Source organism: Mesorhizobium sp. M1A.T.Ca.IN.004.03.1.1, assembly GCF_003997555.1.
Taxonomy (GTDB): Bacteria; Pseudomonadota; Alphaproteobacteria; order Rhizobiales; family Rhizobiaceae; genus Mesorhizobium.
This window is the reverse complement of sequence record NZ_RZTV01000007.1, coordinates 188220-213042: the sequence shown is the minus strand read 5'-3', so window position 1 is coordinate 213042 and position 24823 is coordinate 188220. Positions and strand designations below refer to the sequence as shown.

Annotated in this window: 18 protein-coding genes; 7 read left to right on the top strand and 11 right to left on the bottom strand. The window is 65.0% G+C overall.

Annotation, left to right across the window (positions count from 1 at the left end):
• Positions 1-43 precede the first annotated feature (43 nt).
• The 3 genes from EOD29_RS22110 (at position 44) to EOD29_RS22100 (ending at position 4435) form a co-directional block, all read left to right on the top strand.
• Positions 44-2419, top strand: coding sequence for an aldehyde dehydrogenase family protein (locus EOD29_RS22110; protein WP_127247885.1), 2376 nt, complete (start codon positions 44-46; stop codon positions 2417-2419).
• Positions 2420-2620: 201 nt separating this feature from the next.
• Positions 2621-3352: an SDR family oxidoreductase gene (locus tag EOD29_RS22105; RefSeq protein ID WP_127247883.1), complete on the top strand. Its 732-nt coding sequence runs from the start codon at positions 2621-2623 to the stop codon at positions 3350-3352.
• Between the two features lie 237 nt (positions 3353-3589).
• Entirely contained in the window at positions 3590-4435 is an 846-nt protein-coding gene (locus tag EOD29_RS22100) for a fumarylacetoacetate hydrolase family protein (protein ID WP_127247881.1), read from the top strand.
• A 181-nt stretch (positions 4436-4616) separates the two neighbouring features.
• Here the strand turns inward: EOD29_RS22100 and EOD29_RS22095 are convergent, their stop codons facing one another.
• The 6 genes from EOD29_RS22095 to EOD29_RS22070 form a co-directional block, all read right to left on the bottom strand.
• Positions 4617-5615, bottom strand: coding sequence for an ABC transporter ATP-binding protein (locus tag EOD29_RS22095; RefSeq protein WP_127247879.1), 999 nt, complete (start codon positions 5613-5615; stop codon positions 4617-4619).
• A 15-nt stretch (positions 5616-5630) separates the two neighbouring features.
• Positions 5631-6692 carry a Gfo/Idh/MocA family oxidoreductase gene (locus tag EOD29_RS22090; protein WP_127247877.1) on the bottom strand — a complete coding sequence of 354 codons (1062 nt, stop codon included), beginning with the start codon at positions 6690-6692 and terminating at the stop codon, positions 5631-5633.
• Positions 6689-7528: a carbohydrate ABC transporter permease gene (locus EOD29_RS22085; RefSeq protein WP_066996124.1), complete on the bottom strand. Its 840-nt coding sequence runs from the start codon at positions 7526-7528 to the stop codon at positions 6689-6691. Before EOD29_RS22085 ends, EOD29_RS22090 begins: the two co-directional genes overlap by 4 nt.
• Positions 7529-7536: 8 nt before the next feature.
• A complete protein-coding gene (locus tag EOD29_RS22080) occupies positions 7537-8466 on the bottom strand; it encodes a sugar ABC transporter permease (protein ID WP_066996121.1) in 930 nt (309 codons plus the stop codon).
• Between the two features lie 228 nt (positions 8467-8694).
• Positions 8695-9954 carry an ABC transporter substrate-binding protein gene (locus tag EOD29_RS22075; RefSeq protein WP_067324040.1) on the bottom strand — a complete coding sequence of 420 codons (1260 nt, stop codon included), beginning with the start codon at positions 9952-9954 and terminating at the stop codon, positions 8695-8697.
• A 52-nt stretch (positions 9955-10006) separates the two neighbouring features.
• Positions 10007-10915: an N-acetylmuramic acid 6-phosphate etherase gene (locus EOD29_RS22070; RefSeq protein ID WP_127240435.1), complete on the bottom strand. Its 909-nt coding sequence runs from the start codon at positions 10913-10915 to the stop codon at positions 10007-10009.
• A 200-nt stretch (positions 10916-11115) separates the two neighbouring features.
• Between EOD29_RS22070 and EOD29_RS22065 the strand changes: the two genes are divergently transcribed.
• Genes EOD29_RS22065 through nagA form a run of 4 tightly spaced genes read left to right on the top strand, consistent with a single transcriptional unit; the run spans position 11116 to position 15005 of the window.
• On the top strand, positions 11116-11997 hold the full coding sequence (locus tag EOD29_RS22065; RefSeq protein ID WP_095799127.1) for an N-acetylglucosamine kinase: 882 nt from the start codon (positions 11116-11118) through the stop codon (positions 11995-11997).
• A 43-nt stretch (positions 11998-12040) separates the two neighbouring features.
• On the top strand, positions 12041-12820 hold the full coding sequence (locus tag EOD29_RS22060) for a GntR family transcriptional regulator (RefSeq protein WP_095799128.1): 780 nt from the start codon (positions 12041-12043) through the stop codon (positions 12818-12820).
• Positions 12817-13848, top strand: a complete 1032-nt coding sequence (locus tag EOD29_RS22055) for an SIS domain-containing protein (RefSeq protein WP_095824394.1) — start codon at positions 12817-12819, stop codon at positions 13846-13848. The genes EOD29_RS22060 and EOD29_RS22055 overlap by 4 nt, the downstream gene beginning before the upstream one ends.
• Positions 13845-15005 (top strand): N-acetylglucosamine-6-phosphate deacetylase, encoded by a 1161-nt coding sequence (nagA, locus tag EOD29_RS22050; RefSeq protein ID WP_127247875.1) that lies wholly within the window; start codon positions 13845-13847, stop codon positions 15003-15005. The genes EOD29_RS22055 and nagA overlap by 4 nt, the downstream gene beginning before the upstream one ends.
• Positions 15006-15197: 192 nt before the next feature.
• Here nagA and EOD29_RS22045 read toward each other — a convergent pair whose 3' ends face one another.
• The 5 genes from EOD29_RS22045 to EOD29_RS22025 all read right to left on the bottom strand — a co-directional run bounded on the left by EOD29_RS22045 (position 15198) and on the right by EOD29_RS22025 (position 24390).
• Complete coding sequence (locus EOD29_RS22045; RefSeq protein WP_127247873.1) at positions 15198-16724, bottom strand: malonyl-CoA synthase; 1527 nt, start codon at positions 16722-16724, stop codon at positions 15198-15200.
• Between the two features lie 61 nt (positions 16725-16785).
• The gene (locus EOD29_RS22040; protein WP_127215649.1) at positions 16786-17529 is read right to left on the bottom strand and encodes a GntR family transcriptional regulator; all 744 of its coding nucleotides are present in this window, start codon (positions 17527-17529) and stop codon (positions 16786-16788) included.
• 262 nt (positions 17530-17791) lie between these two features.
• A complete protein-coding gene (rpe, locus tag EOD29_RS22035) occupies positions 17792-18469 on the bottom strand; it encodes a ribulose-phosphate 3-epimerase (protein ID WP_127247871.1) in 678 nt (225 codons plus the stop codon).
• Between the two features lie 201 nt (positions 18470-18670).
• Positions 18671-22399, bottom strand: coding sequence for a DUF11 domain-containing protein (locus EOD29_RS22030; protein ID WP_127247869.1), 3729 nt, complete (start codon positions 22397-22399; stop codon positions 18671-18673).
• On the bottom strand, positions 22396-24390 hold the full coding sequence (locus EOD29_RS22025; RefSeq protein WP_127247868.1) for a hypothetical protein: 1995 nt from the start codon (positions 24388-24390) through the stop codon (positions 22396-22398). Before EOD29_RS22025 ends, EOD29_RS22030 begins: the two co-directional genes overlap by 4 nt.
• Positions 24391-24823: the final 433 nt, after the last annotated feature.

Here is a 24823-nt window from a genome sequence, read left to right as displayed (position 1 = left end):
CGATCGACCCTCCCCACACGGGGAAGGGTAAAGGAGCGACCCCATGAACATCCTAGAACGTTATCGCGCCATGGAGTACGGCCCGGCGCCGGAAGCCCGCAACGAGGCCGACGCCTGGCTCGCCGGCCGCGATTTTTCCAGGGCGCTGTTCATCGACGGCGCCTGGAAGGCGGCGGCAAGCGGCAAGACTTTCGATACCAGCGAGCCGTCCTCCGGCAAGCTGCTGGCGAAGATCTCGGATGCCGGCGCCGGCGACATCGACGCCGCGGTCGCGGCGGCCGCAAAGGCGCTGCCGAAATGGTCGGCATCCTCGGGCTACGCCAGAGCCAAAGTGCTCTATGCCATCGGCCGCGCCATGCAGCGTCATCAGCGCCTGTTCGCGGTGTTGGAATCGATCGACAACGGCAAGCCGATCCGCGAGAGCCGCGACATCGACGTGCCGTTGGCCATCCGACACTTCATCCATCATGCCGGCTGGGCGCAGACGCTCGAGAAGGATTTTCCCGACCACAAGCCGGTCGGCGTCGTCGGCCAGGTCATTCCGTGGAACTTCCCGCTGCTGATGCTGGCCTGGAAGATCGCGCCCGCGCTCGCGGCCGGCTGTACGGTGGTGCTGAAGCCGGCCGAATTCACGCCGCTCACCGCCATACTGTTCGCCGAGATCTGCGAGCGCGCCGGCGTGCCGAAAGGCGTCGTCAACATCGTTCAGGGCGGACCGGAGGCGGGTGCCGCCATCGTCAACCATCCGGGCGTGCAGAAGATCGCCTTCACCGGTTCCTCCGAGGTCGGCAAGATCATCCGCAAGGCAACCGCCGGATCGGGCAAGAAGCTGTCGCTGGAGCTCGGCGGCAAATCGGCCTTCGTCGTTTTCGAGGATGCCGACCTCGACAGCGCCGTCGAGGGACTGGTCGACGGCATTTGGTTCAACCAGGGCCAGGTCTGCTGCGCCGGCTCGCGGCTCCTGGTGCAGGAAGGCATCGCGGAGGCCTTCATCGCCAAGGTCAAGGTCAGGATGAGCCGCCTGCGCGTCGGCAGCCCGCTCGACAAGAACACCGACATCGGGCCGCTGGTCGACCGCACACAGCTCGACCGCGTCAAGGGCCTGATCGCCGAGGGCGCCAGGCAGGGCGCCGCTTGCTGGCAGCCGGACGCTGCCTTGCCGACGACGGGCTACTATCACTTGCCGACGCTCGCCACCTCTGTTTCGCCGGCTAATATCCTGGCGCAGGAGGAGGTGTTCGGGCCGGTGCTGGCGACGATGAGCTTCCGTAACACCGAGGAGGCGATCGAGCTAGCCAACAACACGCGTTACGGTCTTGCCGCTTCGGTGTGGAGCGAGAACGTCAATCTCGCTTTGCATGTCGCGCCGCAATTGAAGGCGGGCGTCGTCTGGGTCAACGGCACCAACATGTTCGATGCGGCCTGCGGCTTCGGCGGCTATCGCGAAAGCGGCTTCGGTCGCGAAGGCGGACGGGAAGGGATGTTCGAATATCTTGCCGCCAAGCTGCCGGTCGGCCCCGCCATCAAGCCGGCCGCAGTCGGCTCGGCGCAGGTCGTCGAGCAGGCTGACGGTATGGCCATCGACCGCACGGCAAAGCTGTTCATCGGTGGCAAGCAGGTGCGTCCGGACGGCAACTACTCGCTGGCCGTCGCCACCGCCAAGGGCAAGCTTGCCGGCGAAGTCGGCCTTGGCAACCGCAAGGATATCCGCGACGCGGTCGCCGCCGCGCGCGCCTGCAAGGCCTGGCCGGACGCGACGGCCTTCAACCGCAGCCAGGTGCTCTACTACTTCGCGGAAAACCTTTCGGGCCGTGCCGATGAGTTCGCTGCACGCCTTGTCCAACTCACCGGCGTGACGGCGAAGGCAGCGCGCGAGGAGGTAGAGCAGTCCATCGAGCGGCTGTTCCTTTATGCCGGCCTCACCGACAAGTTCGAGGGCCGCGTCCACCAGCCGCCGGCCCGCGCCGTGACGCTTGCGCTGCACGAGCCTGTCGGCGTCGTCGGCATCGTTGCGCCGGACAATCAGCCGCTCCTCAACTTCGTCTCGCTGGTGGCGCCGGCGCTCGCCATGGGCAACGCCGTGGTGGCCGTGCCGTCCGAGCGTCACCCGCTTTTAGCCACGGATCTCTACCAGGTCATCGAATATTCCGACATTCCGGCCGGCGCCATCAATATCGTGACCGGCCGCAGCGCCGAGCTCTGCGGCGTTCTGGCCAAGCACGACGACGTCGATGGGCTCTGGGTGTTTGCCGATGCCGACACCTGCGCCAAGGCGGAGGCCGATTCCATCGGCAACCTCAAGCGCGTCTGGACCGGCAATGGCCGCAGCCTCGACTGGACATCGAGCGAGGCGGCTGGCGAGGCCGTCCTGCGCCGCGCCATCGAGGTCAAGAACGTCTGGGTGCCTTACGGCGACTAAGCGCGTTCCAGACCGGGTCTGGTTTGACGACACTCGCGCCGCAAATTCGGCGCGTTTGCCGCAGGCTTCCAGGCTTGACGCATCGGCATGTGTTCTTTAACCAGAAAAAACAATTGGCCTGCGGAATAGCGGTCAGGCTCGCCTGGCACATTGCATCCCGTCTGGCCGCCACTAAGAAAGCTTGCGACATCGGAGAGAAGCATGGCGGATCTGGCAGGCAAAGTGGTCGTCATCACCGCGGCGGCGCAAGGCATTGGGCGGGCGAGCGCGCTGGCTTTCGCCAAGGCCGGCGCCACCGTTCATGCCACCGACATCAACGAGCAGCTTTTGGCCGAACTCGGCAAGACTTCCGGCATAAAAACCCGCAAGCTCGACGTGCTCGATGACGCAGCCGTGACATCGGCCTTCGCCGAGATCGGCCCGGTCGAAGTTCTGTTCAATTGCGCCGGCTTCGTCCATTCGGGGTCGATCCTCGAAATGACGGATGCCGATCTCGACTTCGCCCTGAATCTCAATGTCCGCTCTATGATCCGCACTATCCGCGCCGTGCTGCCCGGCATGCTGGAGCGCGGCGACGGCTCGATCATCAACATGGCATCGCTGGCAAGCTCGCAGAAGGGCGTGCCGAACCGTTTCGTCTACGGCCTGACCAAGGCGGCGGTCGTCGGCCTCACCAAGGCGGTGGCCGCCGACTATGTGGCTAAGGGCATCCGCTGCAACGCCATTTGTCCGGGGACGGTCGAGAGCCCGTCGCTGCAGGACCGCATGCATGCGCAGGGCGATTATGAGGCGGCGCGCGCCGCCTTCATCGCTCGCCAGCCGATGGGACGGCTGGGCACGCCGGAAGAAATCGCCGATCTCGCCGTCTATCTGGCGGGCGCCACCTACACTTCGGGGCAGGCCTACAATATTGATGGCGGCTGGTCGATCTGACTCCCGTTTCGAAAATAGGGCGGTTCGCAGTGGTAGTGGGCGAATAGGAAGATCGGATCGGGTCTACGCGTTCATCGGAAGCATCGAAAAGTCTGAAAAATCCAGCCTGCCGACCGACTGCGCGGAGTCCGCGCTTGCGGGGTACCAGGCTGATGGCTAGGGTCCGCCCGATTTTCGCAAGAGGTCGTGGCGGAAAGTTTTGCAAATCGGTCTTTGGCCGCAAGGTGGAGAGAAAAGATGAAGTTGCTGCGCTATGGCGAGGTGGGAAGCGAGCGTCCCGGCCTGCTCGATCAGGATGGCACGATCCGCGACCTTTCGGCCTATGTCGCCGACATCGCCGGCACGGCGCTGCATCCGGCTTCGCTGGAGATGCTGTCGAAGCTCGATCCGAAATCGCTGCCGGCTGTTTCCGGTAGCCCACGCATCGGCGCCTGCGTCGCCGGCACGGGGAAATTCATCTGCATCGGCCTCAACTATTCCGACCACGCTGCCGAGACCGGCGCCACAGTGCCGCCGGAGCCGATCATCTTCATGAAGGCGAGTTCGGCTATCGTCGGGCCGGATGACGACGTGCTCATCCCGCGCGGCTCGGTCAAGACCGACTGGGAAGTCGAGCTCGGCGTCGTCATCGGCAAGACGGCGAAGTATGTCAGCGAGGACGACGCGCTGGATTATGTTGCCGGCTATTGCGTCGCGCACGACGTTTCCGAGCGAGCCTTCCAGGCCGAGCGCCAAGGCCAGTGGACCAAGGGCAAGTCCTGCGACACGTTTGGCCCGATCGGCCCCTGGCTGGTGACCACGGACGAGATCGCCGACCCGCAGAACCTCAAAATGTGGCTGACGGTCAACGGCAAGACCATGCAGAACGGCTCGACCAAGACGATGGTCTACGGCGTGAAGTATCTGGTTTCCTATCTCAGCCAGTTCATGTCGCTGCATCCCGGCGACATCATCTCCACCGGAACGCCGCCCGGCGTCGGGCTGGGCATGAAGCCGCCGGTGTTCCTGAAGGCCGGCGACGTCGTCGAGCTCGGCATCGAGGGCATGGGCCAGCAGAAGCAGACCTTCAAGGCGGACGAGTAAGCGCAGACCTCGCCTTCTCCCCTTGTGGGAGAAGGTGGCCGCGAAGCGGCCGGATGAGGGGTGTTGGAACGATCTCTGCGTTGCAGAAGTAAGCGTCGCACTCCGCTGGAGCACCCCTCATCCGTCTCGGCGCTGCGCCCCGATCCACCTTCTCCCGCAAGGGGAGAAGGGGAGGCCGGCGCTACTTCAACACCCTTCCATCTGCCCCGAACCGATACGTCTTCGCCGGATCCGGCGTTGCATAGAGCGTCGCGCCCGGTTCGGCATTGTAGACGCCGAAGATCCGCACGGTGAGCAGCCCGGCCTTCTCGCAGTCGAGATAGAGGTTGGTGTCGGCGCCGAGATGCTCGGCATGCACCACCGTGCCTTTCCAGGCGCCGGATTTTGCATCGACGGTCAGATGTTCCGGGCGCACGCCGACGGTCTTCGCCGTCTCGCCAAGCTTGGCGCCGTCGATGAAATTCATCTTCGGCGAGCCGATGAAGCCGGCAACGAATTCATTGGCCGGCGCATTGTAGAGCTCCATCGGGCTGCCGATCTGCTCGATGCGGCCGGCATTGAGCACGACGATCTTGTCGGCCAGCGTCATCGCTTCGACCTGGTCGTGCGTGACGTAGATCATCGTTGCCTTTAGCCGCCGGTGCAGCTGCGCGATCTCCAGCCTGGTGTTGACGCGCAGTGCCGCGTCGAGATTGGACAGCGGCTCGTCGAACAGGAACAGCTTCGGCTCGCGCACCACGGCGCGGCCGATCGCGACGCGCTGGCGCTGCCCGCCCGACAGCTCCGCCGGCCGCCGCTCGAGATAGGGCTCGAGCGACAGCATCGCGGAAGCGATCTTGATGCGGCGCTCGATCTCGGCCGAAGGCGTGCCGGCCTGTTTCAGGCCGAGCCCCATATTGTTCTTCACCGTCAGATGCGGATAGAGCGCGTAGGTCTGGAACACCATGGCGATGCCGCGTTTTGCGGGCGGCGTGACGGAGACGTCGTCGCCGTCGATCAGCACGCGGCCGGAGGTCGAATCCTCTAACCCTGCGATCACGCGCAGCAGCGTCGACTTCCCGCAGCCGGACGGGCCGACGAAGACGACGAATTCGCCGTCATTGACCTCGAGGTCGATGCCCTTCAGCACCTCGACCGGCCCGAATGCCTTCTTCACGTTCTCGATGTTCAGCGAGCCCACGGCTTCGTCCTTGTTCTAGAGTTTGATTGGCGCGCCGGTGCGCACGCTCTGGTCGGCGGCGAGGCAGACGGCGAGCGACTTCACCGCGTCCTCCATGTGGCGGGTCAGGTCGATGTCCTCGCGGATGGCCTTGAGCAGGAAGGCCTGTTCGAGGTCGCAGAGTTCCTGGTGCCCCGGCTCGCCTTCCATCGACAGCAGTTCGTCCTCTTTGATGAACTTTCCGTCCGGCCCGGTCGCGGCGCTGTGCAGGCGGATGGTCGAGGTCTTGGTGTGCGTGTCGATGTCGTCGGACTTCACGCCCTCCTTCATGACGATCGACACAGAGCCTTTGGGCGACATCACGTCCTTCACGAAGAAGGCGGTCTCCGAAACCATCGGTCCCCAGCCGGCCTCGTACCAGCCGACCGAGCCGTCTTCGAACAGCACCTGCAGGTGACCGTAATTATACATCGAGGGCGCCACTTCATCGCTGAGCCGCACGCCCATGCCGCGCACCTCGACCGGTCTGGCGTCGGTGATCTGCAGCATCACGTCGAGATAATGCACGCCGCAATCGACGATCGGCGAGGTGGTCCGCATCAACTGCTTGTGCGTTTCCCAGCTGTGGCCGGAGGACTGCTGGTTGAGGTTCATGCGGAATACGTATGGCCCGCCGAGCTTGCGCGCCTCGGCGATCAGCCGCATCCAGGACGGATGGTGGCGCAGGATATAGCCGATCACCAGCTTCCTGCCGTTGGCTTTGGCGGCATCGACGACGCGCCTGGCGTCCGCCACCGTGGTCGCCAGCGGCTTCTCGACGAAGACATGGCAGCGGGCCTCGAACGCCCGCACCGCATAGTCGGCGTGGCTGTCGGAATAAGTAGCGATGACGGCGACGTCCGGTTTCTCGTCGCGCAGCACGTCCTCGAAGGAGCGCCTGATGCGATAGCCCGCGAGCCCATCCGGCAGCGGCACCTCGGAACGGTTGACGAGCGCGGCGATCTCGAAGCCCGGATTGGTGTGATAGGCCAGCGCATGGCTGCGGCCCATATTGCCAAGGCCGGCGACGACGACGCGAAGAGGCTGTTCTGCACTCACTTGACGGCTCCTGACGTGATGCCGCGGATCAGCTGCCGCGAGAAGATGACGTAGAGGATCAGCACCGGCAGGATCGCCAGCGAGAGCGCCGCCAGGATCGCGTTCCAGTTGGTGACGAACTGGCCGAGGAAGAGCTGCGCGCCGAGCGTCACCGTCTTGGTCTCTTCCGACGGCGCCAGGATCAGCGGGAACCACAGGTCGTTCCAGATCGGGATCATGGTGAAGACGGCGACCGTCGCCATCGACGGGCGCACCAGCGGCAGCACCAGCCGGAAGAAGATCGTGTACTCCGACAGCCCGTCGATCCTGCCGGCGTTCTTCAGGTCGTCGGACACCTGCTTCATGAACTCCGACAGAATGAAGATCGCGAGCGGCAGGCCTTGCGCCGTGTAGACCAGGATCAGCGCCGTCAGCGTGTTGACCAGCCCGCTCGCCACCATCAGCTGCAGGATGGCGACGGTGCCGAGGCGGATCGGGATCATGATGCCGAGCGCGAGATAGAGCCCCATCATCGTGTTGCCGCGGAAGCGGTATTCCGACAGTGCGAAAGCGGCCATGGCGCCGAACAGAAGCACGAAGAACAGCGAGGCGACCGTTACGACGAGGCTGTTCTGGAAATAATGCAGAAAGTCGCCCTGGCCGAACACGGTGGTGTAGCCGATCAGGTCGAAAGTTTTGGGCGTCGGCGGCGTCAGCGGCGCGCCAAAAATACCGGCGCGCGACTTGAACGAGTTCATGATGACCAGGATCACCGGGAACAGCGCGATCACCGTGTAGGTCAAAAGGACGGCATGGGCGCCGATGGTCCGGGGAAGCGAATGTGTTGCGGTGCTCATGGCGCGCCTCAGAACTGATAGCGACGCAGGCGCGTCTGGACGAGGAACAGGTAGACGCAGACGCCGGCGAGGATGATCAGGAACATGATCGTGGCGATCGCGGCACCCATGTTGGGATCGCCGACCTGCAGCTGGAAACCGAAGAAGGCGCGGTAGAGGAAGGTGCCGAGGATGTCGGTCGAATAATTCGGACCGGCGAGCGCCCCTTGCGCGGTGTAGATCAAGTCGAAGGCGTTGAAATTGCCCACGAAGGTCAGGATCGAAATGATGCCGATCGAAGGCAGGATCAGCGGCAGCTTGATCTTCCAGAACTGCGCCATACCAGTGACGCCGTCGCATTCGGCGGCCTCGATCACCTCGTCGGGGATCGACAGAAGCGCTGCATAGATCAGCATCATCGGGATGCCGACGAACTGCCAGACCGAGACGAGGCTGAGCGCGGTGAGCGCATATTGCTCTTTGCCGAGCCACGGCGTGAACAGGCTCTTCAGCCCGACGAAGTCGAGCAGGTGCGGCGCCACGCCCCAGATCGGCGACAGGATCAGCTTCCAGGCGAAGCCGACGATGACGAAGGACAGGATCGTCGGCACGAAGATCGCGGTCCGATAGAAGGCGGCAAACCGCAGTCTCGGGCTGGACAGAAGCGCCGCCAAGAGGATGCCGATCGGATTCTGCACCAGCATGTGGATGATGAAGAACCAGACATTATTCCGCAGCGCGTTCCAGAAATTCACCGACCAGTTGGGATCGCCGAACAGCGTGTGGAAATTGTCGAACCCGACGAACACTTGCGCCTGGTTGATGTTGCGGAACAGTGAAAGCTGCAGGGTGCCGAACAGCGGCAGGATCATGACTGCCGTGTAGACCAGCACCGCCGGCGCCAGGAAGACGCCGATATGCCAGCGGATCGGTTTCTTGGGTCGTGTTTGTGCGGCCATGAGTTCGGTCCCCGCCGTCTCTCGGTTCCAGGTCGATGGTGCTTGGCTGATGCCTCGATGCACGGCGGCCTGACTGTCCCCATGATGCGAGGGACAAGGCCAGCGACAGTGCGGCTTCGTCTTCCCGCAAGGGTGAGGGTAAGACCGAGAGGCGGCGCCGACAATCGCTATCTAGATCTGTCCGAAGGCCGGCCGGGCAGCGCCCGGCCGGTTCGAATGGCTAAAGTCTTACTTCGCCGGCTTGTACCAGCTGTCGAGGCCGTCCTGCAGCTTCTTGGCCGCGGCTTCCGGCGTGTCGGTGCCGTTGATCACGTTAGCCGATTCGACCCAGGTCTCGTTCTCGAGGTTTGGCGTGCCGCGCGACAGGATCTGGTAGGTCGAGCGGATCGTCGACTTGCACTTGCCGCGCCAGGAGACGAATTCCTGTGCCAGCGGGTCCTCCATCTTCACCGGGGTGTTGTTCAGGCTGAAGAAGCCCGGCAACGCATTGGCGTAGATGTTGGCGAAGTCCGGCGAAGCGACCCAGGACAGGAACTTCTTGGCTTCTTCCGGGTGCTTCGAGGCTGCGTTCAGGCCCATGCCGATATCGGTGTGGTCGGAGATGTAGCAGGTGTCACCGGCCTTCTGCACGGGCGGCGGGAAGGCGCCCATCTTGAACTGCGCCTGGGTGTTGAACAGGCCGATCTCCCAGGAGCCAGCCGGGTAGATGGCGGCGCGGCCGAGCGTGAACAGGTTCTGGCTGTCCGGATAGGTCTGCGCCTCAAAGCCGTCGCCGAGATAGGGCTTCCACTTGGCCAGTTCCTTGTAGGGTTCGACCCACTGCGGATCGGTCAGCTTCTGCTCGCCCTTGATCAGCGCCTGACGGCCTTCCTCGCCCTTCCAGTAGTTCGGGCCGATGTTCTGGTAGCCCATGGTCGCGGCTTCCCAGAGGTCCTTCGTGCCCATCGCCATCGGGATATAGGTGCCGTCCGCCTTGATCTTGTCGAGCACGGCGTAGAACTCTTCATTCGTCGTCGGCACCTTGAGGCCGAGCTTGTCGAAGGCGTCCTTGTTGTAGATGAAGCCGTGGATGACCGAAGCCATCGGCACGCAGAAGCTCGACTTTCCGTCGTCGGTCTGCCAGGCGGCCTTGGCGACCGGAGAGAAGTTGTCCATGCCTGGCAGCGACGAGAGGTCGGCGAGGTTGCCCTTCTTGAACAGCTCAAGCGACTTGTCGAAGGGGCGGCAGGTGATCAGGTCGCCCGCCGAGCCGGCAGAGAGCTTGGCGCCGAGTGCCGCGTCATACTCGGTCGGCGCCGAGGGCGCGAACACCACCTTGATGCCCGGGTTCTTGGCTTCGAAGGCCGGGATCAGCTTGTCCTTCCAGATGGTCAGGTCGTCGCCGCGCCAGCTCTCGATGTTGAGCGTGACGTCTTCGGCTAGGGCCATCCCGGTGGTGCCGAGAATGCTCGTGCCGATGAGAAGTGCCGTCAGTAGTTTGGTCGTCATGTCCAGTCTCCCTGTTGACCTTTTTCAGGTTCGGTTTTGATGAGAACAGCGGCTAGCGCGCCTTGCTCCCCTCGATCGCGGAAAGCGCCGGCCTGAGCTTCTGGCCGGTTTTTTCCAGTATCTTCTCGGCCGCATCGGCATTGGCAGCACCCGCGGCGAGCAGAATGGCAGTCTTGACGCCGCCACCGCTCTCTTCGAGCAGGCGCGCCGCATCTTCGCGGCTGCGTCCGCTGATGGCGGCCACCATGCGCACCGCGCGGTCACGCAGCTTGATGTTGTCGGCGGCAAGGTTGACCATGTAGCCGTCATGCACATGGCCGAGATGGACGGCAGCGAGCGTCGACAGCATGTTGAGCGCGATCTTTTGTGCAGTTCCCGCGCCCATGCGCGTCGAGCCGGCGATCAGCTCCGGCGGCGTCTCGAGCAGGATGGCGACGTCGGCCTCGCCGAACAGCGTCGCGCCGTTGTTGTTGGCTATCGCGATCGTCGCCGCGCCCCGGCGCCGGGCATCGCCGATCGCCTGGACGGCATAGGGCGTCGAGCCACTGGCCGAGATGGCGATCAGGCAGTCGCCCTTGCCGATATTGGCATTCGCCACGGCTGCCGCGGCTTCCTCGGTATCGTCTTCCGGTCCGCCGGCAAGCGTGTGAAACGCCTCGTCGCCGCCGGCGATCAGGATGGCGATGCGGTCACGCGCGATACCGAATGTGCCGGGAAGTTCCAGCGCATCGGCGACAGCCATGAGGCCGGAACTGCCGGCTGCCGCGTAGGCGAGCCTGCCTCCACCCTTCAATTGTCTGGCGACAAGCTCGGCGGCCTCGGCAATGGCCGGAATGGCGCCGTGCACGGCCCGGGCGGCCTCGATCTGCGCATTGGCGAGGAATGAAAGGATGGCATCCGGGGTCTGGACATCCAGCCCCGCGGCGTTCTGATGAAGCGCTTCCGTGCGCGTCTCGGCCATCCGCTTTCCTCCAACTGATCGAACAATACCAAAAAAATACCACTTGTCCACATCTCTCATTGCGTTTTCATGCTCCGGAGCGCGTCGGGAACAAATTTCCATGTCCTTTCAATCAAATACGCCTTAATCTTTTTTGAGCCGAAATTAACGCTTGGCTATTGGTATTTTATTGGTATTATCCGCGACGAGGAGAAAATCGCGTGAAATTCGTGCTTGGCATCGATGGCGGCGGCACAAGCTGCAGGGCGGCCCTTGCGACCGCCGACGGCGCTGTCGTTGGCCGCGCCAAGAGCGGCGCGGCCAATATCCGCACCGACCTTACCGGTGCGCGCGCAAACATCGTCGAGGCGGCAAGGCAAGCTTTCGTGGCCGCCGGTGAAGATCCGGAGCTGATCCCCGAGACGCCTGCCATTCTCGGCCTCGCCGGAGCCAATGTCGGCACCTACAGGCAGCAGCTGGAAGCGATCCTGCCGTTCAGCAAAAGCCGCGTCGAGACCGATGCCGAGATCGCGCTCGAAGGCGCCGTCGGCTCCGGCGACGGCGCCATGGCGATCCTGGGCACCGGCACCGCCTATATGGCGCGCAAAGCGGGCAAGTCGCGCGCCATCGGCGGCTGGGGTTTCCAGGTCGGCGACCAGGGCAGCGGCGCCCGTATCGGCCGCGACCTGCTCGAGCAGACGCTCCTTGCCTATGACGGCATCCGCCCCGGCTCGCCGCTGACGGATGCCATGCTTGCCGTCTTCCGCAACAATCCCGAGGACGTGGTCGAGTTCACCACCAACGCCAAGCCCGGCGACTTCGGCGGTTTCGCCCCAAAAGTCTTCGAGCATGCCGAAAAGGGCGATCTCGTCGCCAATTGGATCCTCGATAAGGCGGTTGCCGATGTCGAGGCTTCGCTGGGCGCGCTCGAACTCGCCGACGATGCTCCGCTATGCCTGCTCGGCGGCCTGGCGCCGCTCTACGCGCCGCGGCTGTCGGGGCGCTATCAGGCGCTGCTGAAGGCCCCGCTTGACGACGCGCTCGGCGGCGCGGTGCAGATGGCCGCGCGCATCTTCGCGGGCAAGTCCGGAGGCGCCCGATGAGCGCCGTCGACCGGATCTTCGCCATGCTGCCGGAGGCGCCGCGATGAGCGCCGCCGACCAGATCTTCGCTATGCTGAAAGAATCCTCGCAAAGCGGAGCGCCGCTTTACCTGCAGCTGAGAAAAAGCATCGAGGAAGCGGTCAATCGCGGCCTGATCGGGCCGGGTGACGCGCTGCCTTCAGAGCGCGATATAGCCAGCAAGGCCGACATTTCGCGCGTCACTGTGCGCAAGGCCGTGCAGGATCTCGTCAAGGGCGGCATCCTCGTCCAGCGCCATGGCTCCGGCACCTTTGTCGCCCCGCGCATGGAACGTGTCGAGCAGTCGCTGTCGCGGCTCACCTCCTTCACCGAGGATATGGCGCGCCGCGGCATGGTCGTGCGCTCGGCCTGGCTCGACCGCGGCCTCTATGCGCCCTCGCCGGACGAGATGATGGTGCTCGGCCTGTCGTCGAGCGAGCTGGTGGCGCGCGTGGCGCGCCTGCGCATCGCCAACGACACGCCGCTGGCGATCGAGCGCGCCGCGATTTCGGCGAGCGTGCTTCCCGACCCCGAAGCGATCGGCTCCTCGCTCTACGCGGCGCTGGAACTGACCGGCAACCGCCCGATGCGGGCCGTGCAGCGCATTTCGGCCGCCAATCTCGGCGACGGCGACGCGCGCCTTCTCGAAGTGCCGCCGGGGGTTGCCGGCCTGCACATCGAACGTATTTCCTATCTGGCGAGCGGCAAGGTGATCGAGTTCACGCGCTCGATCTACAGGGGCGACGCCTATGACTTCGTCGCGGAACTCCGGCTGACCGGGCCGGGAGAGGAGAGCCGGCCATGAGCGCAACCGCCACCCACATGCGGCGCGAGATCGAGGAGATCCCGCAGGCCACCGCCCGCCTGCTGGACGGCTCAGCCAAGGTGCTGGCCGAGGCCGGCCGCGGCCTTCGCGAGCGCGATCCGCATTTCGTCGTCACCGTGGCGCGCGGCTCGTCCGACCATGCCGCCACCTTCATGAAATATGCCGTGGAGCTGACGGCCGGCCTCGCCGTCGCTTCCGTCGGCCCGTCGATCGCTTCCATCTATGGCGCGAAGCTGAGGCTGCGCGGCTCGGCTTGCCTGGCGATCTCGCAGTCGGGCAAGAGTCCCGACATCGTCGCTATGGCCGAAACCGCGAGAACCGGCGGCGCGCTCACCGTCGCCATCACCAACACCGCCGACTCGCCACTGGCGCGCGCCTCGGATTACGCCATCGACATTCTCGCCGGCCCGGAGCGCAGCGTCGCGGCCACCAAGACCTTCGTCAATTCGGCCGTCGCGGCCCTGGCGCTGATGGCGCACAGCACTGGCGATGAGGCGCTGCTTGCTGCGCTCGCCCGCCTGCCGGAGCATTTCGACAAGGCGATCGCCTGCGACTGGATGGCGCTCGCCACGGCGCTCGAGACGCCGCGCTCGCTGTTCATCCTCGGCCGCGGCCCATCCTTCGCGATCGCCAGCGAGGCGGCGCTAAAATTCAAGGAAACTTGCGCCATGCATGCCGAGGCCTATAGCGCCGCCGAGGTCATGCATGGGCCGCTGGCGCTGGTCGGGCCGGGCTTCCCGGTCCTGGCGCTTGCTGCCCGGGACGCGTCGGAGCCTTCGGTGACCGAGGCGGCCGACAGCTTGACGGCCAAAGGCGCGGCCGCTTTCGTCACCTCCGATAATGCGAAGGCAGCCGGGCTGCTGCCGTATGTCGCAACCGGCCATCCGTTAACCGATCCGCTGCCGCTGATCGTGTCCTTCTATGGCTTCGTCGAGGCCTTCGCTCGCCATCGCGGTCTCGATCCGGATGCGCCACGCAATCTGCGCAAGGTGACGGAAACCGTATGAGCGACCGTTTCGCCCTCACCGGCGCCCGTATCTTCGACGGGGCCGACTGGCACGACGATACGGCCCTTGTCGTCAAGGACGGCGTGGTCGAGGCCATTCTGCCCGCCGGCGCCGTGCCGTCAGGCGTCTCCCATGTCGAGACCGGTGGCGGCCTCTTGGTTCCCGGCTTCGTCGACATCCAGGTCAATGGCGGTGGAGGCGTCATGCTCAACGACCATCCCGATGTCGCCTCGATCGAGACCATCTGCCGGGCGCACGCGCCCTTCGGCACCACGGCGCTCCTGCCGACGCTGATCACCGACACGCCGGCGATCACCGCCGCGGCGGTCGACGCCGGCGCCGAGGCCGCCCGGAAGAAGGTGCCGGCTTTTCTTGGGCTGCATCTCGAAGGCCCGCATCTGTCCGTCGCGCGCAAGGGCGCGCATGATCCGGCTCTTATCCGGCCAATGACGGACGCTGACCAGGCTGGGCTGGTCGCGGCGCGTCAGGGCTTGCCGGTGCTGCTCACCACGGTCGCACCGGAATCGGTCCAGCCGGCCCGGGTCACGGCGCTGGCCGCGGCCGGCATCGTTGTCAGCCTCGGCCACTCCGACACCGGCTATGCGACGGCAACGGCCTTCGCCGAGGCCGGCGCCACGGTCGTCACCCATCTCTTCAACGCCATGAGCCAGATCGGCAATCGTGAGCCGGGACTGGCCGGAGCGGCGATCGACACCGGCAGCTTCTACGCTGGCATCATCGCGGACGGAATCCATGTCCATCCCGGCACCATGACGCTTGCACTCAATGCCAAGAAAGGCCCGGGCAGGATCCTTTTGGTCACCGACGCCATGGCGACGATCGGCACCGACATGACATCCTTCACCCTCAACGGCCGTACCATCTACCGCAAGGACGGGAGTCTCAGGCTTGCCGACGGCACGCTGGCCGGCGCCGATCTAGACATGATTTCCGCCGTGCGCTTTGTCCATCGCGTGGTCGGGCTCGATCTCGACGAGGCGCTCCGCATGGCCTCGCTCTATCCCGCCGAAGCGATCGGCCAGGCGCATCGCCTCGGCCGCTTCGCCAACGGCACCGCAGCGGACATTGTCGGGCTGTCGGAAGACCTGGACGTCAAGAATGTCTGGATCGGCGGCGAGAAGGTTTTTGCGGCGTAGGCCTCTTCCTTCGTCATCCTCGGGATTGACCCGAGGATCCATGCCGTGACCTCTGCCGTGGGGCGCAACGGTGCAGAATTCTGTAATCGTTGCACGCTTTGGCGTTAAGGCATGGCTTCCAGGGTCTTCCCGCGTCGCTTCGCTCCTTGCTCCGCCCTAAAATGACGAAGCTGCCGGGCGTTTGCACTAGTCCTAGCTCTGCGGTCTGGATTGGTAGATATCCTTAAACGCCTCGCGCAAAACGTTCTTCTGCACCTTGCCCATCGTGTTGCGCGGCAATTCGTCGACGAAGATCACCTGCTTTGGATGCTTGTATTTGGCCAGCCGCCCGGCAATGGCGTCGGCGATATCGGCTGCGCTGATTGCCGAGCCCGGCTTGCGCACCACCACCGCCGTGACGCCTTCGCCGAAGTCGGGATGCGCAACCCCGATCACCGCGCTTTCGGCAACGCCGGCAAGCGCATCGATCTCCGTCTCGATCTCCTTGGGATAGACGTTGTAGCCGCCCGAGATGATCAGGTCCTTGCCGCGGCCGACGATGTGGACATAGCCGCCGGTATCGATCAGGCCGAGGTCGCCGGTGATGAAAAAGCCGTCGTCGCGGAACTCGGCTTTGGTCTTCTCTGGCATCCGCCAATAGCCGACAAATACGTTCGGGCCCCTCACCTCGATCATGCCGATCTCGCCCTGGGCCAGCGGCTTGCCGCTTTCGGGGTCGGCGACGCGCAGCGCGACACCCGGCAGCGGAAAGCCGACCGTGCCCGCGCGCCGTTCGCCGTCATAGGGGTTGGAGGTGTTCATGTTGGTTTCGGTCATGCCGTAGCGTTCGAGGATGGCGTGACCGGTGCGCTCGCGCCAGGCATTATGCGTCTCGCTAAGCAACGGCGCCGAACCGGAGATGAACAGCCGCATGCGGTTGGCCGCATCCTTCGTCAGGCCCTGCTGCTGCAGGAGCCGCACATAGAAGGTCGGCACGCCCATCAGCGCGGTCGCGCGCGGCAGAAGCGAAATCACACGGGCCGGGTCGAACTTCCGCTCGAACAGCATCTTTGCGCCGGCCAGCAGGATGACGTTGGTCGCGACGAACAGGCCGTGCGTGTGGAAGATCGGCAGCGCGTGGATGAGCACATCATCGCTGCTGAAGCGCCAGTAATCCACCAGCACGCGCGCGTTGGAGGCGAGGTTCTCGTGGCTGAGCATGGCGCCCTTGGAGCGGCCCGTCGTGCCCGATGTGTAAAGGATGGCGGCTAGATCGTCGGGGCCGCGCTCCACATCCGCAAAATCCGCCGGCTGCAGCGCCGCACGTTCCGCAAGCGTGCCCTGTCCGTCGCCGCCTAGCGTCAGCGTCGCGGCCCCCGCCGATGCGGCAAGCGGTTGCACATCCTTCACCTTTTCCGGATCGCACACGACCAGCCGCGGCTCCGCGTCGCGGAAGAAATAGTCGAGCTCCGGCAGCGTATAGGCGGTGTTGAGCGGCAGGAAGACGGCGCCGGCGCGCAGACAGGCGAGATAGAGGAGCAAAGCTTCAGGGGTCTTCTCCACCTGCACCGCGACGCGATCGCCGGGCAGCACACCAGCGGCGACCAGCGCGTGCGCAAACCGCGCGGACCACGCCAGCATGTCGGCATAGGAAATCGAACGCCCGTCATCCGTCTCCATCAGCACTTGGCCAGGCGCCGGCATGCTGGCGCGAAACGCGTCGAACAGGTGATTGGTCATGTCGTCCCCTGACGTCGAAAGCTCGGCCAGAGCGAATATCAGATTTGTCAGCGATGGGCAGCTATTTGCGACCGCGCGCGGCCTTGCCTGCGCGAGCCCGCGGACCGTCGCCTGGGCTGAGCTGCGCCATGCACATCTCCGCCGTCAGGCGGTAGTGACTGAGCAAGGCCTCGACCGCGCCGTCGGCGTCGCCGTCCATGGTCCGCTCGGCAATCGTCCGGTGCTCGCCGAAGTCGTCGCGTTCGGAGCCGGGGCCGCGCTGCGAGATCAGCCGGTAGCGGGAGGCCTGGTCGGAAAGCTGGTCGCAAAAGCCGATCAGCCAATGCGAGCGGCAGGCGCAGATCAGCGCGCGATGAAAGGCGCGGTGCAGCTTCTCCCATTCCGGATTGTTGGTTGCCGGGTCGTCGGGCCGGCGGCGTTCGGCGCGCGCCAGGCGGTGCAGGGCGAGCACCAGCTGTTCTTCCCATTCCGCCGTTCGGTGCGCAATGGATTCGCGTAATGCGCGTTCTTCCAGCCAGCACCGCGTGCGGGTGAGCTCCTCCAGCTCGGTCGCGTTGACCGGCATCACGAAGAAGCCGCGCTGGTCGTGGCGGCCGAGCAATCCCTCGGCGGCCAGACGGTTCAGCGCCTCGCGCACCGGCGAGGCGCCGGCGCCATACCGGGAAACGACCCATTCGACGCGCAGCTTGCCCTCGGCTTCCAAAGCTCCCCGCAGCAAGTCCTCGCGGAGCTGATGGTAGACCGAACTGGCCAGCGTGCTCTTGGCACCCTTGCCTTCGCCCGTATCGGCGTTCCCGTATGGCAATTTGACTCCTATTGCCGGCCCCTGTTTTGCAGGGCCCCTCGGCCAAGCAATTTCATACGATGTATCTTGCAGCCGAGCACTGCCGCCTAAAAACGTATGATGGCGATATTCGTACTTTAAGACAAGGCGGGGTCAATTATCGAATAAAGTAAAATCCACTTGAAAAAAGGCTGACGTCAGTGGGAGACTTGACATAACTCGGTATACTGAACAGCCCTTAGTTAGCGAGGCGGCTTTTGGTAGGAACGCACTGTCGACGTCTTTAACGGGCGGCCTTGTCGGCGGCTGAGCGGATCGCTTCGATATTTGCCCGATAGGTTTCTACTGTGCCGCCTTTGAAAATGGCCGCGCCGGCCACCAGCACGCCGGCGCCGGCGGCCGTCACCAGCGGCGCCGTTTCCGGCGAGATGCCGCCGTCGATCTCGATGCGGATCGGGCGCTCGCCGATCAGCGCCTTGACCTTTCGCACCTTGTCGACGATCGCCGGGATGAAAGCCTGGCCGCCGAAGCCGGGATTGACGGTCATGATCAGGATGAGGTCGAGCCGGTCGAGCACATATTCGATCGCCGTTTCCGGCGTCGCCGGGTTGAGCGAGACACCGGCCTGCTTGCCGAGACCTTTGATGGATTGCAGCGAACGGTCGAGATGCGGGCCGGCCTCGGCATGCACCGTTATGCCGTCGCAGCCGGCCTCGGCAAAGGCCGCCAGGTAGGGGTCGGCAGGCGCGATCATGAGATGGCAGTCGAAGAAGGTTTTTGTCCGGTTGCGGATCGCCTTAATCACCGGTGGGCCGAAAGTGATGTTGGGCACGAAATGGCCGTCCATCACGTCGAGATGGATCCAATCGGCTCCGGCCGCCGCGACCGCTTCGACCTCGTCGCCGAGCTTCGAAAAGTCCGACGCCAGCACCGATGGTGCGATCAGGGTCTTCTTGCTCATGAAAGGCTTCTCCCGGCATCCTCATCGGCGCGCTGGGCTGCGCGCTGGCACGCGGGTCTGCCTAGACCATCGTCCGGCCAAGGGGAAGCGTGTTTTCCGCTTCGCTCGAGGGGCGCGCAAAAACGCGAGCTGCGATGCGGGAAAGAGAGAACCCGCTGGATTTCTCCGGCGGGTTCGCGGGCGCGGTAGTGATGGGCTGCCTTACTGAAGGTTGTCAGTCGCCGGGTTCCGCTGCAGCCTTGGTTGGCTTCTTGGCACCAACTGCTGCAGGATATTCGGATTGAGCAGCAGGTCCGGATCGATCTCCAAGCCTGGCCGCCTGCGGATCGGGAAGCAATCCGGATACCGGCCGGCCGTTCCGACCGGGCAGCGCCGCCTGATGATCGGCTGGCACATGCCATCGATCATCTCCGAGCCCGGCGCGCATTCAGCGTCTTCGAACCTGCCGCATCTACCTTCGATCACTTCGGTGCCGCGTGGACACACGCAGACGCCGCGTTTGTTGAGGAACTGGCCGCGGATGGAGCATGCTTGCGGCTTCCTGACCGGCACGCAGGCTTTGCCCTTCAACGCCGTCCCCCTCGGGCAGACGCAATCGCCATCGGCATTGCGCACCTGGCCACGAATGCGGCACTGGCTGGGCGGCTGCTGCCTGTCGGGCACGCAAGCCTTGGCGGCGCGGTCGACATGCGTGTCCTTGGGACAGGCGCAGCCATCCGGTGTCGGCACGGCGCCGCGGATAGTGCATTTCGGCGGAGCGACCCGGCAGACGCCGTTCACCAGCTCGCCGCGCCGGCATACGCAATTGCCGTCCTGGTCGCGGTACTGGCCGGGACGCAGCGTGCACTGCGGCTCCTGCGGCTGCTCGCTCTGAACGCATCTGCCGTTTTCCAGCTCGGCGCCGCGCGGGCAGACGCAGCGCCCGTCCTCGGTCCGGATCTGGCCCTTGAGCAGGACGCAGCGCTGCGGCACTGGCAGCGGCAGAAGCTTGGTGCCGCCGGACGAGCACTGACCGTTGCGGAATGTGGTGCCGTCCGGGCAGGCGCAGCGGCCGGCCGAGTTGAGCACCATGCCGCCCGAACACTGGTTCTTCACCTCACGCTTGATGGTGAAGGGGTGGCATGCATAGGCCCTGCCGCGGTCGCCCTGCGCGTTGGCTGGGGCGCGCGACAGCAGATCGCCGCCGCCCTGCACCGGCGTGTTTGGCGAGAGCACCCCGACGCAGTTCTGTCCGCTGACCGTACCCCGCAGAGTGGCAAGGCGCGCGTCGTCGGGAAGGACCACTGTGACATGATGCGTATGGCTTTCGCCGGCGCCCAGCCTCAGATTGGCGATGCAGGACGCCGGCAGCGTCGCCGGCTCCGGCGAGCAGCCGAAAGTCGGGTCGATCGCGGTGATCTTGACACCCTCCAGCCTGCCGAGACCGTCGATGCCGACCGCATCGCCGATGCGGACCGGACCGGAGAAGGCATTCGGCCCCTCATTCGTGATGGTGATCTCGAACGAGCAGGGCGCGCCTGGCTGGCATTCGCTGTCGCCGGTCTTCTCGACGCGGATCGTGGAGGCCCCACCGCCCTTCGCGCAAGCCTGGCCGATCGGATAGACGATGTCGTCGCGGGGCGCCGGCCCAAAAGAGCCGCGCGCGCAGTTCTCGAACGCGTCATTGCCGCCGACCGTCACGTCGAAGCGCCGGCTGGTTCCGGGCGTCATGACGGCGCCGGCAATCTGGCAAGACAGCATGTTGGCGGGCACTGGCCCGCAGTTCCAGTCGGCGCCGTCCGGGGTCACGGTCCGGACAGCGACCGGCGCGCCGCCCGACACCAGCGTGGCGGCATCGTTGACTCGCACCGGACCGGTGGGGGCAGCAGTGCCGGCATTGGTCACGGTGATGCGGCAGGATACCGAAGACGCACCGGCCAGCGAGCTCTCGCACGCCTTGGTGATGCGCAGGCCGGGCTTGGCGCCATTCGGACGGCGGATGCGCTCGGTCGCGCACGCCTTGTTGTTCGCGAGGTCGACCTCGCCGGCAATGGCCTTCACCTCGGCGCAGTTCTCGACCGTGTCCGGCCGGTAGTTTGCCGGCATGACCGCCTTGACCACGATGGGCGTTGAGGCGCCCGGCGGCAGCGAGATGCCGGCATTGTCGCAGCGGAACTGGCCGGGGCCGTTCGGCAAGCAGGTCCATGGCGGGCTGGGCCCGAAGGCCGAGGAGGTCGGCGCGTCGCCCGGATAGGTGTCGATCACGGTCAGCGGCCCGTGATAGGTGCTGGTGCCGTTGTTGATGATATCGATCACGAAGCTGCAGATGCCGTCCGGCGTGCAGACCGGCATGCGGGCGCGCTTCTTCAGCAGCAGGTCGACCTTCTTCTCGACCGCAGGCTGGCATTGCGGATCGCGATCGCCACGGCGGCAGACCGGGATCGAGGCGCAGCCGCGATCGTTCTGCTGGCTGCCGAACAGCGGCTTGCCGCTCGCCTGGTAGTCATAGGCGGCGCAATTGCGCAGCACGCTGCCCTGCCAGCCGCCGGCCGGCTTGAAGCCGAGCTTGAGGACGGCGGAGGCGCCCGGGTTGAGCGTGGTTGCCGGATGGGTGCAGGTCATCGGCGTCGTCCCGGGCGCGCAGACCCAGGGTGGGTTCGGTCCCGACGACAGCGCCGACCCGGCCGGCAATGTCACCTCGTCGAGCACGATCTTGCCGTTATAGGGCGCATCGCCGACATTGGTGACCGTGATGGTGAAGTCGCAGCCGCCGGACATCGTGCAGCGCGGCACCTCTGCCCACTTCTCCACCTTGAGGTCGGGCTGCTTTTGGGGCGGGCACCTGAGATCACGCGGAATGTCGATGTCGATCTCCTGCGTGCAGCAAAGTCCCCAGCCTTCCTTCGGCCCGGCATAGGTGTCGATGCCGATGACGACGAGATGGATGGCCTCGCCCGGCGAGGCGCCGATGATCTTCCAGTTCAACACGCCGCCGCCGGCAGGTACCTGCTGGGTGTCGGTGGCGATGGTGATGCCGGGTGTCGTCGTCGACAGCTGCACCCATTTGCCGGCCATCTCCGGACCGACCGGCATGTGATAGATGAAGGCGCCGCCGCCGGGCACGCAGTCGACCGTGCCGCGTTCGACCTTGAAGCATTCCTTGCTGGGAGGCGGAGGCGGCGGGTTGCACTTGCTCAGGTCGATCGTGATCGGGGTTTTCACGCCGGTGAGGAAATCGGCGTCGTCGGGCTTGTCTGGATCCTGCGAGGGGATCGTGGTTGCCGGGCCGCCCCTGAAGGCCACCTTCATCTCACCCTGGTTATCGACCGTTGCCGGCGCGGCGAAGGCGGCATGCTCTATCTTGGCCGTGATCCGGAAAGTGATCACGCGTTCGTCGGCAGCGCCGACGCCGTCGAGGTTCGAAGCGCTGATCCGGAAATTGGAAACGCTTGCCGTATCATTTGGACCGGCCGATGTGCTGATCGAAGCAGCGGGCAGCGGTCCGCCGGAAGCGCCCGTGCCGTCGCCGACGACGTCGACGCTGACGATCTGCAAGCCGTGCGGCAGCTGGTCCTTGAAGTCGAGCCTTGTCGCCTTCAGAAGGGCCGCCACGCTTGGCCGGTCGAAGTCCTGCGGGTCGCCATGGATGCCGAAGCTCAAGACGTATTCGACGCTATCGCAGCCTCTTAGGGCACCCTTCTTGGTGAAGAAGGGTATGATCCGCCCGAGCTCCGGATTGATGCCGCGCGATCCAGCCGTGATTTCCGGATTGGCGATCTGGCCAGCCGGTGCCTTGTCCTGCGCAACCGCCGGCACTGCCGGCATCATGGCGATCGCGACACCGGCCGCCATCAGCCAGCGTGCGCCGCGCCTGGCGTGTGACAGGGGTTTTATGACCGTGCCCATGACGGTTTTGCGCGGGGCAGGGCGGGAAAGGACGAGACCGCTCATCTGTCCCTCCTCGGCGCTTCGCACTCGACGGCCGGCGTCCTGAGCGGCAGCGTCATCTTGCAGCAAGGATAGTAGCCGCCCTTGTCCCGGTCGGACTTCCGGTAGAAGCAGAGCCCGACATTGACGGTGTCGCCCGGATTATGGCCGGTGATGCCGATCGTGTAGGGCTTGCCCGGCGCATGCGACATGGGTGAGGTCACCCCGACACCCGGTGTCTTGGACAAAGCCTTGATCGAATCGCCGCCAAAGCCGGCGTGGTCATCGAGATAGAGGTCGGCCCGGAGGCCGCGGGGCGTGCAGAAATACTGCACGTCCTCGACATCAAGGCATGGCGGCAGGTTGCCGGGCGGCGGGAAGTCCGGCGGATAGACGGGAGGCAGGAAGCCGCCGGGGATTTCCTCATAATAGCCGGCGCGGCCCTCGCAGGGGCGCCAGACCCGGACGTCGCCGACATGGCCCTGGACGTCCGGGTCTTCGAAATAGCCGTCGAAGTCGACGAACCAGGAGCCGAAGGGCGGCACGTTTACCGGCTTGACCAGCTTGCTTGGCGTGAGCTGGACGCCATGCACGGCAAGCGGCCCGCCGGCGGCGAGGCGCTCGGCAAGCTCCGGATTGTCGCGCAATTTGTCGCCGGTGTTCACGACCGTGTCGGTGCAGACCGAGGTGTCAAGATTGCCTTCGGGGTCGTAGCGGTATTGCAGGTCGACGCCGCCTGCCGACTGCCGGTTGCCCTGCGGGAAGCCGACCGCATATTCCTGCGGCACCTCGGCCCAGACCGATTCCGTTGCCGGATCGTCCGGATCCTCGCCCTGGTAGCGGATCACCTCGCCTTTGCCGGTATCGGCGAAGCGGCTGTAATCGTAGCGGTTCTCGACCGGGCCGCGCTGGGCAAGATACATGAAACCCTGATTGTCGAAGGCGATATCGGTGACGGCATAATCTTGGTCGGCCTTGACCGTCAGTTCCCAGCGCGGATCGCGGCCAAAACCCCCGTCGCTTGCAATGCCGACCGACCAGATTTCGGCTTTCTCGCCTACGGAATAGTAGAGCCGCCCGCCATGGTAGGCGACGGCCCAGACGCGGCGCGCATCCTGCGTATAGCCCCAGGTTCGGGGGTCTTCCGAATCGAAGGCAGTATCGTGGATGTCCATCACGGCGCCGTCGTCGGCGACCGGGGCCAGCCCATGCGCGGGACGCCCGGCAACGCCATGGTCGAAGCTGTCGATCAGATTGCCCTCGATATCGATGCGGTGGATGAGCCCGGTATCGAGATCCGAAGCGAAGAACTCACGATGGGTCGGATCGAAGGCGAGGTTGCCGATGCCGGGCCCGCTGTTGGTGTCGACGTCGGCGAATTTCGAGACGGCGCCCGAGATACCGTCGATCTTCCAGATGGTGCCCGGTCCGCCGCCATTTTCGATGCCGAACTGGCCGTTCATGAAGACAGCGCCGGCGGCGCCGCGGCGCTGTCGCTCAGGCCGCCCGTCCTCGTCGGCGTCCGGCGTGACGATCTCGATGCCGTGCAGCGAGGTCGCCGCCGTATAGAGGTCCGGAATGCCCGACGGCACGCCATCGCGCACGCCGTCGTCATAAGTGAGGCCGAAGACCTCGCCGATCTGGCCGGCTGTCACCTCGAAGGGCGGCGGCGTGTAGACGAGCTGGCCCGAAGCTGGGCCGCCGAGTTGCGAGACGTTGAAAATGCGCAACGAGGCCTGCGAAGTGTCGATGAAGGTTTCGTCGACCGGGTCGACGCCGGGCGGCAGGCCGCCCTTTTCGGAATCGGGAGAGCCGAAATCCGGGATGATCGTGCCGGGGAAGCCGGTCACCGCCATCGAGCCCGGATAGATGATCTGGGCTTCCTGAGCCTTTGCCACATCGCCGAGGCAAAAGCCGGTGGCCAGTGCCAGGGCAAGAATTCCGCTGGTGGTCACGATCGCGCGGCGCAAACCGCCGCCGCGAAAAGCCACGAACGAGCCGCGGTCGCGAGACATTGAGCTCCCCCCGAAGTCGTCGGAAGAACCCTCCGATTTCGCCGCGCAAAACAAGGTAAGTCGCAGCGTTCCGGCTCGTTCGTCCCTGATAGAATTGTCTGTTTTCCGCCTGTTCACGATACGCCGGGTGCCTGGCAGGGTCAACGGAATCAGCCGAAAGCCGAGCGCGTCGTCTCCATCCCGAAGCCGATGATCGCGCCGAGCTCCTGTTGCTTCCTCGGACCACCGCGGCTCTGGATTTCTGATCATACGGGCTCCCTTTCCGGCCCGCGCCATGCGGCGCCTGGCCGTCAGTCGCAGGCTGAGTCGGAAAGGTTCAATCCGGTCTAGAGCAATTCGAGAAAAAGTGTGAGCGGTTTTCCGTCCGGAATTGCGTCAGAACAACAAGCCCGAGCATTTCGTCGTTTCCGTGAAACGGTGAAATGCTCTAGGC

Excerpts from the sequence above, each read along its gene's own strand:
- EOD29_RS22110 (WP_127247885.1), top strand. The coding sequence starts at position 44 with ATGAACATCCTAGAACGTTATCGCGCCATGGAGTACGGCCCGGCGCCG.
- EOD29_RS22105 (WP_127247883.1), top strand. The coding sequence starts at position 2,621 with ATGGCGGATCTGGCAGGCAAAGTGGTCGTCATCACCGCGGCGGCGCAA.
- EOD29_RS22100 (WP_127247881.1), top strand. The coding sequence starts at position 3,590 with ATGAAGTTGCTGCGCTATGGCGAGGTGGGAAGCGAGCGTCCCGGCCTG.
- EOD29_RS22085 (WP_066996124.1), bottom strand. The coding sequence starts at position 7,528 with ATGAGCACCGCAACACATTCGCTTCCCCGGACCATCGGCGCCCATGCC.
- EOD29_RS22080 (WP_066996121.1), bottom strand. The coding sequence starts at position 8,466 with ATGGCCGCACAAACACGACCCAAGAAACCGATCCGCTGGCATATCGGC.
- EOD29_RS22075 (WP_067324040.1), bottom strand. The coding sequence starts at position 9,954 with ATGACGACCAAACTACTGACGGCACTTCTCATCGGCACGAGCATTCTC.
- EOD29_RS22070 (WP_127240435.1), bottom strand. The coding sequence starts at position 10,915 with ATGGCCGAGACGCGCACGGAAGCGCTTCATCAGAACGCCGCGGGGCTG.
- EOD29_RS22060 (WP_095799128.1), top strand. The coding sequence starts at position 12,041 with ATGAGCGCCGCCGACCAGATCTTCGCTATGCTGAAAGAATCCTCGCAA.
- EOD29_RS22055 (WP_095824394.1), top strand. The coding sequence starts at position 12,817 with ATGAGCGCAACCGCCACCCACATGCGGCGCGAGATCGAGGAGATCCCG.
- nagA (WP_127247875.1), top strand. The coding sequence starts at position 13,845 with ATGAGCGACCGTTTCGCCCTCACCGGCGCCCGTATCTTCGACGGGGCC.
- EOD29_RS22045 (WP_127247873.1), bottom strand. The coding sequence starts at position 16,724 with ATGACCAATCACCTGTTCGACGCGTTTCGCGCCAGCATGCCGGCGCCT.
- rpe (WP_127247871.1), bottom strand. The coding sequence starts at position 18,469 with ATGAGCAAGAAGACCCTGATCGCACCATCGGTGCTGGCGTCGGACTTT.
- EOD29_RS22030 (WP_127247869.1), bottom strand. The coding sequence starts at position 22,399 with ATGAGCGGTCTCGTCCTTTCCCGCCCTGCCCCGCGCAAAACCGTCATG.
- EOD29_RS22025 (WP_127247868.1), bottom strand. The coding sequence starts at position 24,390 with ATGTCTCGCGACCGCGGCTCGTTCGTGGCTTTTCGCGGCGGCGGTTTG.